This window comes from Actinocrinis sp., assembly GCF_035938995.1.
Classification (GTDB): domain Bacteria; phylum Actinomycetota; class Actinomycetes; order Streptomycetales; family Catenulisporaceae; genus DASZGI01.
In genome coordinates this window covers 101860-117687 of record NZ_DASZGI010000100.1, presented here as the reverse complement: position 1 = coordinate 117687, position 15828 = coordinate 101860, and the positions used below count along the sequence as shown (strand labels likewise).

The window sequence follows — 15828 nt, the reverse complement described above, 5'->3', positions numbered from 1 at the left end:
AGGTCGTCGCCGATCACCAGCGGGGGCAAGAATCGCAGCACGTTGCCGTAGGTTCCGCAGGTCAGTACCACGAGTCCGGCGGTGTGGCAGGCTGCGGCGACCTTCGAGGCGATGGCCGGAGCTGGGTTCTTGGTACCCGGTTCGACCAGTTCCACCGCGATCATCGCGCCGCGCCCGCGCACCTCTCCGATCTGCGGGTGGCGCTTGGCCAGCGCCGCCAGGCGACCGGTCATGACCTCGCCGATCTTGCGGGCGCGGCCGGCCAGGTCCTCGGCGCGCATGGTGTCGATGGCGCCGAGCGCGGCGGCGCAGGCCACCGGGTTGCCGCCGTAGGTCCCGCCGAGGCCGCCCGGATGCGCCGCGTCCATGATCTCGGACCGCCCCGTAACTCCGGCCAGCGGCAGCCCGCCGGCCAGGCCCTTCGCGGTGGTGATCAGGTCCGGAACGATGCCCTCGTGATCGCACGCGAACCAGTCGCCGGTGCGGCAGAAGCCGGTCTGGATCTCGTCGGCGATGAAGACGATCCCGCTCGCGCGGCAGTACTCGGCGATGCGCGGCAGGAAGCCGTCCGGCGGCTCGACGAACCCACCCTCGCCCTGGATCGGCTCGATCAGCACCGCGGCCACGTTCTGCGCCCCGACCTGCTTGTCGATCATCGAGATGGCTTGGGCCGCGGCTTCTTCCGCGCAGTGCTCGGGGCCGGTCGGCCAGCGGTACGGGTATGCCATGGGAACCCGGTAGACCTCCGGGGCGAATGGGCCGAAGCCGTTCTTGTACGGCATGTTCTTGGCGGTCAGCGCCATCGTCAGGTTGGTCCGGCCGTGATACGCGTGGTCGAACACGACGACCGCCTGCCGCTTGGTGTACGAGCGGGCGATCTTGACGGCGTTCTCCACCGCCTCGGCGCCCGAGTTGAACAGCGCCGACTTCTTCGCGTGGCTCCCCGGCGTGAGCTCGGCCAGTGCTTCGCAGACCGCTACGTATCCCTCGTACGGCGTGACCATGAAGCAGGTGTGGGTGAACCGGTGCAGCTGCTCGACCGCCCGGTTGACCACCGCCTCCGCGCTGTTGCCCACGCCGGTCACCGCGATGCCGGAGCCGAAGTCGATCAGGCTGTTGCCGTCGACGTCGACGATCACGCCGCCGCCGCCGTGGGTGATGAAGACCGGGAGCGTGGTCGAGACCCCTGCGGCGACCGTTTCGTTGCGGCGCGCGAATAGCTCGCGTGACTTTGGCCCGGGGATCTCGGTCACGAGCCGGCGCTCCTGCGGCAGCGAGGGGCCTCCGGCGTGGCGGGTGGGGATGGTCATCTCCCGGGTGCTCCTTCGGGTGCGGGGGTGTTTCGAGCATCGTTGATTCGGCGGCCACTAGACAGTCGTCCTCGACCCTAACCAACGGTCGCGCACGCGGCACCTGCCAGCGCGTCGGGCATTTCCGCCGAACGCCTGTCAGAGTGTCGGAGCGGGTAGGAGTATCAGTGTCGCGCGCCGCGGGTCGCCCAGCCGGACGAGCCTGAAACCGGCGTGCGGCTCGCTACGATCGAACCCGGGATCGGCGGGTCGTCGACCGGAGTTCCGCTCACCCGGCGAAAGGGGAGTCGCGCAGTGGCGGTGCAAGACGGACCACCGGTCCAGCCGGTACCTCCGCCCACGGTTCCGGCCCAGCGCAGCGGCATGCGCGAGGGCTGGTACCCGTGTCCGAGCGGGTCGGCCAGGCTGCGCTACTGGAACGGCTCAGCCTGGACCGAGAAAACCCGCCCCGACCTGCTCGGATGGGTGCACGGACCGCGCTTGATGGACCTTCCGGGCGTCTTCGCCTACGGGCGCTCCGAAACGGACGACCTCGGCGGCCGCCTCGGCCCCCTGGACCCCTCCCTGTGGCGGCGAGTGCGCAACGCCATGATCGCGCTTCCGGTGCTCTACCTCGCGCTGCTGCTCCCGGCGGGGCTCGCGCTGTCGTCCATCGGGTTGTCGGGCGGGTTCGAGCAGCTGATTTACCTGGCCATCCTGGTCCTGATCTGCGGCAGCTACGGCAAGTGGCACATCGCGCTGCGCCACCTGTGGGAGCGGTACAAGCCCGAGGCCAAGCCCGCTCCCGCGCCGCCGCCGGTGCGCCCCGATCTGTGGGCCGACCTGCGCGCGGCGGGCTACGACCGGGCGGCGAGCCGCCTCGACGAGGAGCTGGCCAGCGGCGAGCTGACCGACGTGGACTATGTGCGCGTCGCCCGAGTGGTGCAGCAGTCGGCGCGCGCCGCGCGCGCCCAGGGCGGTGTCGAGCCGTTGCGGCCGGTCGCCGAGCAGATCGAGGAGCTCGGCGGCGCGGCGTTCGTCCACGGGTCTCACCAGCGTGACCTGCCTGTGCCGCGGCTGGTGCAGCACGACCTGATCACCGGTCAGGCCCGGCTCGGCGTCGCCGTGGACACCCCGCGCAACCCGGCGACGCACCAGCGCCGCTGGTTCGCTCTCGACACCGAGGTCCTGCGCACCTCGATGCTGGTGGTGGGGCCGCCGGGCTCGGGCAAGACCCGCTCGTTCGCCCGCCCGATCATCGAGATGCTCGGGTTGCAGACGCTGGTCGGCCTGGCCTCGGTGGTGGTGATCGATCCGACCGGGTCGACCTTCGGGCCCGAAGTGCTGCCGGGCTTCTTCGACATCGACATCGATGCGACCCGGCCGGTCGGCGCGGCCGCGGATCGCGTCCAGAGCTGGGGATTCGACCTGTTCGGCGGTGCGTCGACGCCCGATGAGGCCGCCGACCGGTTGGCCGGGGCCGTGCTGCCGCCCGAGACCGCGCACCGCGACCCCGCGGCCGACTCCGCAGCGCGCAACGCCCTCTACTCAGTCATCTCGACCTTCTACGAGCGCGAGAACCGGTACCCGACACTGCGCGAACTGATCGACGCGGTGCTGCGGGACAGTCCGGTCACTCTGCTCAACGAGCGGTTGCGACTGCTGGACCGGCCCGCGCTGGTGGACCTGTTCGACGGCCGCCCGCGCCGCTTCTCCATGCGCGAGATCAACAAGCCGACCCGGGTGCGCATCGCCCTGCCCGAAGGCAGTTCTCCGCAGGCCGCGCGGATCCTCGCCCGGCTGGCCATCGCCCAGTTCGTGCAGGTCGTCGCCGCCCCGGACGCCGACCGCACGGTGTTCAAGGGCCTGCTGGTGGACGAGGCCGGACGGTTCGTGGACGAATACGTGGTGCAGGGGCTCCAGCGGGCGCGCGCCGCGAACGCCGGGATCGTGCTGCTGACCCAGTCGATGGGCCAGTTTCCCGAGCACCTGCGCTCCGCGGTGTTCACCGGCACCGGCTGCAAGGCCGTGTTCGCCGGGGTCGAACCGCAGGACGCGCGCTACTTCGCGGAATACTGGGGCACCCAGTGGCAGGCGGAGACCACGGTGACCACGGGTTCCTCGACCTCGACCGGCACCGGCCACAGCGCGACGCCGGGGGGGAAGAAGGAGAAGTCGGTCATCACCGCGATCACCGGGAGCAGCACGGTCGAATACCAGCGCTCCATCGCCACCCGCGCGGTCGAGCGCCCGGTCTGGTCGCCCTCGGAGATCATCAACGACGTGCCGACCGGCCGTGCGTTGGTGTCTTTGGCCACGCCTGACGGGATAAGGACGCCGCCGGTCCTGGTCAACCTCCGCGCCTAAAGCTGACGCCCAGTCGTAAGGCACCGCGAGCGACGCTCGGGCGTTCCGGTGCTTGTCAGCTTGAGGGGTGCTGTCCGGAATCTGGCTCCAAGGTGTAGGGCGACGGCGGGAAGCTTGCCACCTAGGCTGGCGTTTCACTGTTCGATCTCGGTAAAGCGTTCGCGTGCAGGAGTCCAGATGACGATCGATCAGCGCCCGTTCTGGCTCGCCGGAGTCCCGGCGGCCGGAGACGACTCGTTCCCGGTGACCAACCCGTACGACGGGGCACTGGTCGCCCGCGTGTCCGTCCCCACCCCGGCGCAGGTCGAACAGGCCATGGCCGCGGCGGAAGCGGTCGCCAAGGAGGCCGCCGCCCTGCCCGCGCATGTGCGCGCCGCCGCGCTTGACCACGTCTCGCGCCGCCTGGCCGAGCGCGCCGACGAGATCGCCGCGCTGATCACCGCCGAGAACGGCAAGCCGGTCAAGTGGGCGCGCGCCGAGGTCGGCCGGGCCGTCTCCGTCTTCCGCTGGGCCGCGGAGGAGGCGCGCCGGTTCGGCGGCGAGGTCCAGCGGCTGGATACCGACGCTTCAGCGGCCGGGCGCACCGCGATCGTGCGCCGCTTCCCGCGTGGCCCGGTGCTCGGCATCGCACCGTTCAACTTCCCGCTCAACCTGGTGGCGCACAAGGTGGCCCCGGCGATCGCGGTCGGCGCCCCGATCATCCTCAAGCCGGCGCCGGGCACCCCGCTGTCCGCGCTACTACTCGGCGAGATCCTGGCCGAGACCGAGTTGCCCGCGGGGTCATGGTCGGTGCTCACGGTGCCGAACGACAGCATGGCTGCGCTGACCGCCGACCGCCGCCTGCCGGTCATCTCGTTCACTGGCTCCGGCCCGGTGGGGGAGATGATCCAGGCCGCTGTCCCGCACAAGCACGTGACCCTGGAGCTGGGCGGCAACGCCGCGGCTGCGGTGCTCGCCGACTACGCCACCGACGCCGATCTGGACTGGGCGGCGAGCCGGATCGCGACGTTCTCGAACTACCAGGGCGGCCAGTCCTGCATCGCGGTGCAGCGGGTGATCGCGGACCGCGCCGTCTATGACCGGCTGCTCACCCGGCTCGTCGACGCCGTCGCCGCCCAGCGGACCGGTGACCCGACTGACCCGGGGACCGATGTCGGCCCGCTGATCAACGAGGCAGCTGCGCTGCGGGTGGAGTCCTGGGTCGACGAGGCGGTCGCGGCCGGGGCCAAGGTGCTCACCGGCGGCACGAGGCAGGGCACTGCCTATGCGCCGACCGTCATCGTCGACGCGCCCGCCGACGCCAAGGTGGTGCGCGAGGAGGTCTTCGGCCCGGTGCTTGTGGTCGAGGCGGTGGACGGCACCGAAGCGGCGTTCGCAGCAGTCAACGACTCTGCGTTCGGCCTCCAGGCGGGCGTCTTCACCCATGATCTGCAGACAGCGTTCCGCGCACACCGCGAGCTGGAGGTCGGCGGTGTGGTCATCGGCGATGTGCCGAGCTACCGGGCGGATCAGATGCCGTACGGCGGCGCCAAGGCCTCCGGCGTCGGACGCGAGGGCGTCAAGTATGCGATGGAGGACTACACGTACGAGCGCGTGCTTGTACTTACCGGCCTCGACCTCTAGGCAGCCGCGGCACAGGTCGCTCACGACCCTCAGGCGGACGTCCCGTTGGGAACCTGCGTCTGCTGCGGGTTGTTCGTTGTGAATTCCCCGTGCCCGGTGGCGATGAAAAGCGCGATCAGGGCGATCCAGATCCCGGACAGGATGATGCCCGCGATCGCCATGCCCTTGCCCGGTCGGCCCGACTTGCTGATGTCGGAGAGCGCGGCGATCCCGAGGCCGATGCTCACCAGCGGCGTCACGCAGAAGAACCCGCAGATGCCGGTGACCAGCGACGCGATAGCCAGACCACTCGTCCCACGCTGCTGGACATAGCCGTAGGGGTTGTAGGGCGCGTACGGATACCCACCCTGGGCGGCATAAGGCATCTGCTGATTCCAGCCCGGCTGGGGCGGCGGGCCGGGCGGGTATTGCCCCTGCGGCGCGTATGGGCCGTACGGCGCGTAGCTGTTCGGGCTGCCCGGGATGCCCGCCTGCGTGGCCGGACCGGTGGCCGGTGCAGCTTGCGGCGCTGGTGACGGCATCGGCGGCGGCGGTGCGAGCGGCGGGGGAGTAAGTGGGCTGTTCGCGTCCGGGACAGAATGGCCGAAGCTGCTGTCATCCAGCGCTGAATTACCCGGCGCCGAATTACCCCATGCTGAATTGCCCGAGAATGGGTCGCCCGGCGCCGGGGTGCCCGGCACGGCGTCTTCCGGGTTCGGGTGGTCCGGCGCTGTCACGTCGCTCGCCCGTCTGTCGCTGGTCCTGTAGTGATCCGATGATAGGGCTATCCTGCCGCGCTCTCGCAGTGACTCTGACCGTGGCTCTCACCGTGACTCTCGCTGTGGGCCACCGGTGCGGAACAATGGCGCCCATGAGCGAAGCGAGTACCGCACCGTCATCCCGCGGCGAGCGGCCCGGTGAGCCCCGGCGGATCGTCATCCTCGGCTCGACCGGCTCGATCGGCACTCAGGCCATCGACGTGATCAAGCGCAACCGCGACCGGTTCCGGGTCGTCGCCCTCGCCGCCGGGGGGAAGAACGCCGCGCTGCTTGCCGAACAGGCGCTGGACCTCGGCGTCGAGGCCGTCGCGGTTGCCCGCGCGACCGCCGCTCAGGACCTCCAGCTCGCCTTCTACGCAGAGGCACAGCGGCGCGGCTACGCGACCGGCGACTACAAGGTGCCGCGGATCGTCACCGGACCGGACGCCGCAGCCGAAGCCGCCGCGCTGGACTGCGACGTCGTGCTGAACGGCATCGAGGGCGCGGCGGGGCTCACGGCGACGCTCGCGGCGCTTCGAGCGGGGCGCACTCTGGCGCTGGCCAACAAGGAATCGCTGATCATCGGCGGCGACCTGGTCACCGGACTGGCCGCGCCCGGACAGATCACCGCGGTCGACTCCGAGCACTCCGCGCTCGCCCAGTGCCTGCGCGGCGGCTCCGCCGCGGAGGTGCGCAAGCTCATCGTGACCGCGAGCGGCGGCCCGTTCCGCGGCCGGCGCCGCGAGGAACTGGCGGACGTCACCCCCGAGCAGGCGCTGGCCCATCCGACCTGGGCGATGGGACCGCTGGTCACGATCAATTCCGCCACCTTGGTGAACAAGGGGCTCGAGGTCATCGAGGCGCACCTGCTCTACGGGATCCCGTTCGACCGCATCGAGGTGGTCGTCCACCCGCAGTCGATCGTGCACTCCATGGTCGAGTTCACCGACGGCTCCACCCTCGCCCAGGCCTCGCCCCCGGACATGCGCATCCCGATCGCGCTCGCCCTCGGCTGGCCGCACCGGGTCGCCGAGGCCGCCCCCGCCTGCGACTGGACCAAGGCGGCGAGCTGGGATTTCTTCCCGCTCGACGAGAAGGCGTTCCCGGCGGTGGGCCTGGCCAAGCAGGTCGGACAGACCGGCGGCACCTTCCCGGCGGTGTTCAACGGCGCGAACGAGGAGTGCGTCGGCGCCTTTCTCGCCGGGCGGCTCCCGTTCACCGGCATTGTGGATACGGTGGAGAAGGTGGTGGCGGAGCACTCGGGCGGCGGGGTCGTCACCCTGGAGGCGGTGCTGGAGGCGGACCGGTGGGCCCGGGCCCGCGCCCGCGAGCTCTCGTCCTCCGGCTGAGTGGCGCTCCCGAGCCGCGGGCCCGTCTGTTCCGGTGCCATGTCCGGCCGCTCGGTACTCTGGAGGGGCCGGAACTTTCCGAACACCGTCGCGCGTCTGACCGATGAGCGCGCGATGCCCAGGTGCAGGTGCGGCTCGGCGCGCTGCGGCGGCAGCGTGACGGTGAGGAGCGTCGACATGAAGGCGGGTTTCCCGGCGTGAACGTGCTCGGCGCGGTGCTGTTCGTGGTGGCGCTACTCGTCTCGATCGTGCTGCACGAGGCGGGCCACATGGTGTGCGCCCGCTGGTCCGGCGGCAAGGTCACCGAGTTCTTCGTCGGCTTCGGCGCCAAGCTCTGGTCGTTCCGCCGGGGCGAGACCGAGTACGGCGTCAAGGCGATCCCGGCCGGCGGCTACGTCAAGATCGTCGGGATGACCGACCTGGACGAGGTCGAGCCGGGCGACGAGGACCGGGCGCTGAAGAACAAGCCCGCCCGCAAGAGGCTGCTCACCCTGTCCGCGGGCTCGATCGTGCACTTCCTGATCGCGCTCTTCCTCTTCTTCCTGATCCCGATCGCGTTCGGGGTGCAGAAGGCCGACACCACCGCGAAGGTCGGCGACGTCGCCACCTGCATGAACGCCGACGGCTCGACCACCGGCTGCGATCCGGCGACTGCCCCCTCTCCGGCGGAGCAGGCGGGGCTCAAGGCCGGCGACGTGATCACGGCAGTCGACGGCGCGGCGATCAAGGACTTCGACGATCTGGCCACCAAGCTGCACCAACTGCCCGCCGGCCGGCCGGCCACGATCGTCTATACGGACGCGAACGGCGCCTCGCACACCACCACGGTCGTCCCGATCGGAGCCAAGTCGGTCCTGCTGAACTCGTCCACCGGCGCGACGGGCCCGGCGAGCCTGATCGGACTGCGCCAGGGGAGCTACACCCAGCACTACAACCCGATCTCGGCGGTCAAGTACACCGGTTCCGAGTTCTGGACCGTCGTGAAGGGCACCTTCTCCGGCCTCGCGGCCATCCCTGCCTCCATCCCCAAGCTGTTCACCTCGACCGTCAACCACACCCAGCGCTCCGCCGACAGCCCGATGAGCGTGGTCGGGATCGCGGAGGTGAGCGGCGGGGTGATCAGCGCCGCGGGCTTCGCCGGATTCCTCGGCCTGATCGGCAGCGTCAACGTGTTCGTCGGGGTGTTCAACCTGCTGCCGATCCTGCCGCTGGACGGCGGGCACATCGCGATCCTGCTCTTCGAGGAGGCGCGCAAGCGGGTCTACCGACTGCTGCGCAAGCCCGCCCCGGACCGGGTGGATCTGAACAAGCTGCTGCCGGTCGCCTACGCGTTCCTGTTGGTGTTCGGCGGACTGATGATCCTTCTGCTCGCGGCGGACATCACCAACCCGCTCAAGCTGCCGTCCTGACGCGCTGTCCGGCACGGCGCGTTTCCGACGCGCCGTCAGGATGTGCCGTTCGGCGCATAGCCGGTGAAGATCGGGTGAAGGGGATCCGACGCGACGCACGGCGTGCGATTGCAGTGCCGTAGCGTGGTGACAGTCGACCGTTGTACACGAACTGGGAGTGCCCGACACGATGACCGCCGTCGAACTCGGTGTCCCGTCCATGCCCGCGAAGCCGCTCGCGCCGCGCCGCAAGTCCCGCCAGATCATGGTCGGGAACGTCCCGGTCGGCGGCGACGCCCCGGTCTCGGTGCAGTCGATGACGACCACGCTCACCTCCGACGTGAACGCCACGCTCCAGCAGATCGCCGAGCTCACCGCGGCCGGCTGCCAGATCGTGCGGGTCGCCTGCCCGTCCCAGGACGACGCCGACGCGCTGCCCGCGATCGCCCGCAAGTCGCAGATCCCGGTGATCGCGGACATCCACTTCCAGCCCAAGTACGTCTTCGCCGCGATCGACGCCGGCTGCGCGGCCGTGCGGGTGAATCCGGGCAACATCCGCAAGTTCGACGACCAGGTCGGCGAGATCGCCCGGCGGGCCCAGGCGGCGGGCGTGCCGATCCGGATCGGCGTCAACGCCGGCTCGCTGGACCCGCGGCTCTACGAGAAGTACGGCAAGGCCACCCCTGAAGCGCTGGTCGAGTCGGCGCTGTGGGAGTGCTCGCTGTTCGAGGAGCACGGCTTCCGCGACATCAAGATCTCGGTCAAGCACAACGACCCGGTGGTGATGATCCAGGCCTACCGGCAGCTGGCCGAGGCCTGCGACTACCCGCTGCACCTCGGCGTGACGGAGGCCGGCCCGGCGTTCCAGGGCACGATCAAGTCGGCGGTCGCCTTTGGGGCGCTGCTGGCCGAGGGGATCGGCGACACGATCCGGGTCTCGCTGTCCGCGCCGCCGGTCGAGGAGGTCAAGGTCGGCACCCAGATCCTGGAGTCGCTGGGGCTGCGCAAGCGCGGGCTGGAGATTGTCTCCTGCCCGTCCTGCGGCCGTGCCCAGGTGGACGTGTACACGCTTGCCGATCAGGTGGCGGCGGCGCTCGACGGGTTGAACGTGCCGCTGCGGGTCGCCGTGATGGGCTGCGTGGTGAACGGTCCGGGCGAGGCGCGCGAGGCCGACCTCGGGGTGGCTTCGGGCAACGGCAAGGGCCAGATCTTCGTGCGGGGCGAGGTCATCAAGACCGTGCCCGAGGCGCAGATCGTCGAGACCCTGGTCGAGGAGGCGGTCCGGCTCGCCGAGGAGATGGGCGCGGACCTCGGCGACGGCGCGCCCGAGGTAGCGGTCGGCTGAATCCGCCGCGCCGGTGGCGAATCGGGTCACATTCGGCGGGGCCACGGCGCCTCCGCTGGCCGTAGAGTGTGCTTGTGGGCTGCCGCAGGCGAGAGGCGTGAATGCCGAAATGAACGTCGTGACCCGACTCCTCAGTCCGGCGTCGACCGTCCGCGTGCTCGAACACGGCGACCTCGGCGAGGTACTCGACCTGCTGGCGCGCGACCCGGTCGACAACGCGTTCATCGGGTCGCGGGTGGAGTCGGCGGGCCTGGACCAGTGGCGGCTCGGCGGTGAGATGTGGGGCTACTCGACCGGCGGCAGGCTCAGCTCGCTGTGCTTCTCCGGAGCGAACCTGGTGCCGATAAACGCCACACCTGAGGCGGTACGCGCCTTCGCCGACCGCGCACGTCGGCAGGGGCGGCGCTGCTCGTCGATCGTGGGCGCCCGGGAGGCCGCGCTGGACCTGTGGTCGCACCTGGCGCCGCACTGGGATGCGGCCCGCGAGGTACGGCCCAACCAGCCGGTCATGACGATCCGCGAGTCCTCCCCGACCATCGCCCCCGACTTCCGGGTCCGCCCGGTGCGCGCGGCCGAGTTGGACGTGATGATGCCCGCCTGCATCGCGATGTTCACCGAGGAGGTCGGGGTCTCGCCGATCGCGGCCGACGGCGGGCGGATGTACCGCCAGCGGGTCGCGGAACTGGTCAACAACGGCCGAGCGTTCGCCTGGATCGAGGGCGGCGAGGTCGTTTTCAAGGCCGAGATCGGCGCGGTCACCCGCGCGGTCTGCCAGATCCAGGGCGTCTGGGTGAATCCGAAGTACCGCGGGCGGCACATCTCGGAGGGCGGGATGGCGGCGGTGGTCGAGTACGCGTTGCGGGACTTCGCGCCGGTCGTCTCGCTCTACGTCAACGACTTCAACGTGCCCGCCCGCGCCTCGTACCACCGCGTCGGATTCCGCGAGGTCTCCGAGTTCGCCTCGGTCCTTTTCTGAAGCGCCGCCAGTGAAGAAGCAGCGCTGACCTGAAGCGCTTTCGAAACGGCGTCAGCGGCTGCGCTCGTGGTCGAGCAGCGCCCGCTTGACGTCGAGCCCGTACAGGTAGCCGCCGAGCGAGCCGTCCGCGCGCACGACTCGGTGGCAGGGCACGATGAGCGCCACCGGGTTGGTCGCGCAGGCCGATCCGGCCGCCCGGACCGCCCGCGGGTTGCCCGCCGTGGCGGCGAGTTCGGTGTACGTCTTGGTGGTTCCGGCCGGGATCTTGCGCAGCGCGGCTCGGGCAGCGGCCGTGAACGGCCCGGCTTCGCGCCGTTCGACGGTCTCAACCCGGTCCAGCGCGTCCAGATCACCGGCGAAGTAGTCGCGCACGGCGTCGAGGGCGCTGTGCCCGCCAGCGCTCTCGCGGACCCGGTCCGGATCGACTCCGGCGTAGCGCGCCAGTTCCTCGCCGGACGCGGTGAATCCCGCCGCGTGCACCGTCTCGCCGTCCACGAGCACGGCGAACGGGCCGAGCGGTGTGGTGGTGTGGTGCAGATCCAGCGTCTTGGCCGGTGTCTTGGTCGCCGTCTTGGTCATCGTCCTGGTCGCCATCTCGACTCTCCTCACGTCTGCCTGCCCCTTGAGTCTGCACGGTTCAGTTGACCGTCACTGGCGGGTTTCGGACGTGGCGATGACGTGCCTGTTCGACGGAGTCTTCCGCTCAGCTGGCGCCAAGCAGGCGATTTCTCCAGTACGCAAAGGTGGACTCCGGATCTCCCGTGTACGCCCACGGTAGCCGGGTCACGTGCGGGCCTATGGCCTTAAGCACCGGGCGGGCGTCTGAATGCCGGTCGGCGTAAATGAGGGCGTGTGCCAGGTAGTTGAGATCGGCCTTGGCCTGAGCATGCGCGGGGGCTGACACCGAGCGCAGGAACCAGCGCTCGAGGATGCGGTCGAGGTCGGCGTTCACCTGCTGTCCGGCCCAGTGGTAGTCGAGCCCGGCGCGGCTGTCCGGGCGGCCGTCGGCGGCGCGCGCCCGGTACGACTCGGCGTGCGCGACGAGCGGCAGGACGGCCAGCGGCGAGCCCGAGGGCGACTCGCCGGCGAGCCAATAGGCGAAGTCGTACATCTCCGCCTGCGAGCCGCGCCACGCGCCGAACAGGTAGATCAGGGTCTGATGTCCGCCGTCGCGGCTCCACTCGTCGCGCTCGCGCATCTCCTGCCAGCGCGCCCAGAACGCCTCCCGGCTCAGGCCGGCCTGCGCGCGGGCGAGTGTGATCAGGCTGATCCACGGCGCCGGATCCTTGGGCGCGACGCTGGCGGCCAGGCGGCACAGCTCCTCCACCTCGCGCTCGGTCTTGCTGCCTCCGGTCTCCCTGACCTGATTGCGCGACCGCACCAACCGCACGACCTCGATCTGGGCGCGCAGCGCCGCCGCGTCCGGATTGCCCGGATCAAGGGCCTGCCACCGCTCCACCCAGGCCGCCGCGGCGACCGCGTCTGCTAGCACCCTGATCCGGTGGGCGCGCCGGTCCCAGTTGCGGCGGGTGTCCTCCAGCAGGTCGCGCGTGGGCTCCCAGCGGCCCTGGGCCAGCTCGTCGCGCGCCTCTACGAGATCCATGTCGTCGAACGCTGGATCGAACGAGGCCTTGAAGGATTTGGAGCGAAACACCGCCATGGCAGCGCAATGTAGTCGCTGGAGTGTGTGTGGTGACAGAGAACGAGTGAACCAGATTCGTTTCACGTCCGTTCATGTCGGCCCGAAGCAGCCCAAGCCGGGGGACGAGTTATCCACAGCCCGGCAAAAACGGCGCGGGGCGCCCGCACCGTGCCGATATCCTGTGTGCACAACCGCCGACGGCTTGTCGGCACGAATGGAGAGCCGATCCGACGGCGCCGCCGCCCGTCGGCGCCCGGCCCTTGACCCGAGGAGCGCCGCAGTGATCTCGCGCATGTCCACGCTGTTCCTCCGGACCCTTCGCGACGATCCGGCCGACGCGGAGGTGCCGAGCCACAAGCTTCTGGTGCGCGCCGGCTACGTGCGGCGCGTCGGCCCCGGCATCTACTCCTGGCTGCCGCTCGGCAAGATCGTGCTGGACAACGTCGCGCGCGTGGTCAAGGAGGAGATGGACCGGATCGGGGCGCAGGAGGTCCAGTTCCCCGCGCTGCTGCCGCGCGAGTACTACGAGGCGACCGGCCGGTGGACCGAGTACGGCCCCAACATCTTCCGGCTCAAGGACCGCAAGGGCGCGGACTACCTGCTCGGCCCCACCCACGAGGAGATGTTCACCCTCATGGCCAAGGGCGAGTACTCCTCGTACAAGGACCTGCCGGTCATCCTGTACCAGATCCAGACCAAGTACCGGGACGAGGCCCGCCCCCGCGCCGGGATCCTGCGCGGCCGCGAGTTCCTGATGAAGGACTCGTACTCGTTCGACCTGGACGACGAGGGCCTCAAGCGCGCCTACGAGCTGCACCGCGAGGCCTACATCCGCACGTTCACCCGGCTCGGCATGGACTACCGGATCGTCTCCGCGATGTCCGGAGCGATGGGCGGCTCCGCCTCGGAGGAGTTCCTGGCCCCGGCGCCCACCGGCGAGGATACCTTCGTCTCCTGCACCAACTGCGACTACGCGGCGAACACCGAGGCGGTCGAGGGCCGGCAAGGTGTTGATCAAAATAGCGCCGCGCCGGACGCCTCAGGCGAGCCCCCGCTCAAGGTGTACGACACCCCCGACACCCCGACCATCGACTCGCTCGTCCAGCTCTTCAACACCCTCGGCCTCGACCGCACAGTCACCGCGGCGGACACCCTGAAGAACGTCGTGGTCAAGCTGCGCGCCCCGGGCTCCGACAAGCCGGAGATCCTGGTCGTCGGCGTCCCCGGAGACCGCGAGGTGGACATCAAGCGGCTGGAGGCGGCGCTCGCCCCGGCCGAGGTCGAGCTGTTCGAGGCCGAGGACTTCGCGAAGCACCCGGCGCTGGTGCGCGGCTACATCGGCCCCCAGGGCCTGGCCGAGGCGGGTTACACCTACAAGGTCGATCCGCTGGTGGCGCCCGGCTCCTCCTGGATCACCGGGGCGAACGAGGCCGGGAGGCACGCGGCGCACGTGGTCTACGGCCGTGACTTCACCCCGGACGCCGTCATCGGCGCGGCCGAGGTGCGCGCCGGCGACCCCTGCCCGCGCTGCGGCAGCGCGCTGACCATCGGCCGGGGCATCGAGATCGGCCACATCTTCCAGCTCGGCCGCAAGTACGCCGACGCCTTCGAGTTCGACGTGCTCGGCCCGGACGCCAAGCCGGTGCGGGTCACCATGGGCTCGTACGGCATCGGCGTCTCGCGCGCGGTGGCGGCCATCGCCGAGCAGAAGTACGACGAGCTCGGGCTGGTCTGGCCCCGCGGGATCGGCCCGGCCGACGTCCACCTGGTCGCCACCGGCAAGGACGACGCGGTCTTCGACACCGCCGCCGGGATCGCCGAGCAGCTCGACTCGGCGGGGGTGCGCGTCCTGTTCGACGACCGGCGCGGGGTCTCGCCCGGCGTGAAGTTCAAGGACGCCGAGCTGATCGGGGTGCCCACGATCGTGGTGGTCGGCAGGGGTCTGGCCGATGGCGTGATCGAGGTGCGGGACCGGGCGACCGGCGAGCGGCAGGACGTGCCGGTCGCGCAGGCCGCCGAGCGGATCCGCGCCGCCGCGCTGGGCTGACTGAGGCCGACGCCGTAAGAGCCGATTGCTGCAGGAGCCGATGTCACGCATCGAGGGCCGATGCGCGACATCGGCTTGGCGACCGGGTTGAACGGGAGCCCGTGCACCGCGACGCCACCAGCCGGCGGCTTCCCGGCGGCGAGCTCACCGGTCTCGGCGAACTCGCGGTCCTCGCCCAAACGGATCTCGTTCGGGTGGGACAGCGCGTAGATCGTCGGGAATTCCCCACTCTCGCGCAGGCGGGATTCCGGCCGAATTGGGCGGCGGAATCGCGGAATAAGTGCGCGGCACGCAACGTCTTGGTCACGGCGCCGGGTCTGGAAATCACACACTGGGCTGGTATCGCCTGCGGACCGACTACGCTGGTAGGCGACGCGTACCGGTTCCAGACCCCAGATCCGTTTCAGGAGCAGACCGATGAGCCCGCCTGCCGCCGCCTCGCCCCGACTCGACCGTCGGAAATTGCGCGAGCTCGTCGAGCGGACCGTCGCCGAGACCGGCGCCGACCTCGAGGACCTGGTCGAGCAGAAGGCCGGTTCACGGCGGCTGCTGCGAGTGGCGGTGGACCGCGAGGGCGGCGTCACCTCGGACGACCTGTCCGAGGTCAGCCACGCGCTTTCGGTCGCGCTCGACGCCTCCGACGTGATGGGCGAGGCGCCGTACGTCCTCGAGGTGACTTCGCCCGGGGTGGACCGCCCGCTCACCCTGCCGCGGCACTGGCGGCGCAACGTCGGCCGCCTGGTGAAAGTGACGCTCGTGCAGGGCGGCGAGCTGACCGGGCGGGTGACCGCCGCCGACGAGGACGGGACAGACCTGCTCATCGACGGCGCAGCCGAGCCGCGCCGACTGGCCTACGCGGACGTCGCGAAGGCTAAGGTGCAGGTCGAGTTCAACCGGGCAGGTGCGGAGGACGAACTCGCGGGCCTGGAAGACTCGGAAGACGCGGAATCGACCGGCGTGGACGGGGACGCCGCGGATCAGGACGGGGTGGACTGGGACGGGGCGGAACCAGGCGCCGAATCGGGCGGCGGCGCCGGGACCGACGAGAGCTGAGTTGAGGGATCA

The 15828-nt window shown here is 70.5% G+C and carries 12 protein-coding genes; 8 read left to right on the top strand and 4 right to left on the bottom strand.

Features of this window, described 5'->3' with window-relative positions:
• Window positions 1–1310 (bottom strand): 4-aminobutyrate--2-oxoglutarate transaminase (gene gabT, locus VGZ32_RS06730; RefSeq protein ID WP_326884973.1); only part of this gene is annotated, 1310 nt, incomplete at its 3' end.
• 294 nt (window positions 1311–1604) lie between these two features.
• Between gabT and VGZ32_RS06725 the strand changes: the two genes are divergently transcribed.
• Window positions 1605–3656: a DUF2510 domain-containing protein gene (locus tag VGZ32_RS06725; RefSeq protein ID WP_326884972.1), complete on the top strand. Its 2052-nt coding sequence runs from the start codon at window positions 1605–1607 to the stop codon at window positions 3654–3656.
• Window positions 3657–3833: 177 nt separating this feature from the next.
• Window positions 3834–5279: an aldehyde dehydrogenase family protein gene (locus VGZ32_RS06720; RefSeq protein ID WP_326884971.1), complete on the top strand. Its 1446-nt coding sequence runs from the start codon at window positions 3834–3836 to the stop codon at window positions 5277–5279.
• A 29-nt stretch (window positions 5280–5308) separates the two neighbouring features.
• On the opposite strand, the gene VGZ32_RS06715 is transcribed toward VGZ32_RS06720, so the two are convergent.
• Window positions 5309–5800, bottom strand: coding sequence for a DUF4190 domain-containing protein (locus tag VGZ32_RS06715; protein ID WP_326884970.1), 492 nt, complete (start codon window positions 5798–5800; stop codon window positions 5309–5311).
• Between the two features lie 329 nt (window positions 5801–6129).
• Here VGZ32_RS06715 and dxr point away from each other — a divergent pair, with 329 nt between their 5' ends.
• From dxr to VGZ32_RS06695, 4 genes are all read left to right on the top strand, one after another.
• On the top strand, window positions 6130–7365 hold the full coding sequence (gene dxr, locus VGZ32_RS06710; RefSeq protein WP_326884969.1) for a 1-deoxy-D-xylulose-5-phosphate reductoisomerase: 1236 nt from the start codon (window positions 6130–6132) through the stop codon (window positions 7363–7365).
• Between the two features lie 197 nt (window positions 7366–7562).
• A complete protein-coding gene (locus tag VGZ32_RS06705) occupies window positions 7563–8774 on the top strand; it encodes an RIP metalloprotease (RefSeq protein WP_326884968.1) in 1212 nt (403 codons plus the stop codon).
• 169 nt (window positions 8775–8943) lie between these two features.
• Complete coding sequence (gene ispG, locus VGZ32_RS06700) at window positions 8944–10098, top strand: flavodoxin-dependent (E)-4-hydroxy-3-methylbut-2-enyl-diphosphate synthase (RefSeq protein WP_326884967.1); 1155 nt, start codon at window positions 8944–8946, stop codon at window positions 10096–10098.
• A 109-nt stretch (window positions 10099–10207) separates the two neighbouring features.
• Window positions 10208–11074: a GNAT family N-acetyltransferase gene (locus tag VGZ32_RS06695; protein WP_326884966.1), complete on the top strand. Its 867-nt coding sequence runs from the start codon at window positions 10208–10210 to the stop codon at window positions 11072–11074.
• A 51-nt stretch (window positions 11075–11125) separates the two neighbouring features.
• Here the strand turns inward: VGZ32_RS06695 and VGZ32_RS06690 are convergent, their stop codons facing one another.
• Window positions 11126–11668, bottom strand: a complete 543-nt coding sequence (locus VGZ32_RS06690; protein ID WP_326884965.1) for a methylated-DNA--[protein]-cysteine S-methyltransferase — start codon at window positions 11666–11668, stop codon at window positions 11126–11128.
• Between the two features lie 109 nt (window positions 11669–11777).
• Window positions 11778–12734 (bottom strand): hypothetical protein, encoded by a 957-nt coding sequence (locus VGZ32_RS06685; RefSeq protein ID WP_326884964.1) that lies wholly within the window; start codon window positions 12732–12734, stop codon window positions 11778–11780.
• A gap of 262 nt (window positions 12735–12996) precedes the next feature.
• Here VGZ32_RS06685 and VGZ32_RS06680 point away from each other — a divergent pair, with 262 nt between their 5' ends.
• Both VGZ32_RS06680 and rimP read left to right on the top strand, forming a co-directional pair.
• The gene (locus VGZ32_RS06680; RefSeq protein ID WP_326884963.1) at window positions 12997–14763 is read left to right on the top strand and encodes a proline--tRNA ligase; all 1767 of its coding nucleotides are present in this window, start codon (window positions 12997–12999) and stop codon (window positions 14761–14763) included.
• 417 nt (window positions 14764–15180) lie between these two features.
• Entirely contained in the window at window positions 15181–15816 is a 636-nt protein-coding gene (rimP, locus tag VGZ32_RS06675; RefSeq protein WP_326884962.1) for a ribosome maturation factor RimP, read from the top strand.
• The last annotated feature ends 12 nt before the right edge of the window (window positions 15817–15828 follow it).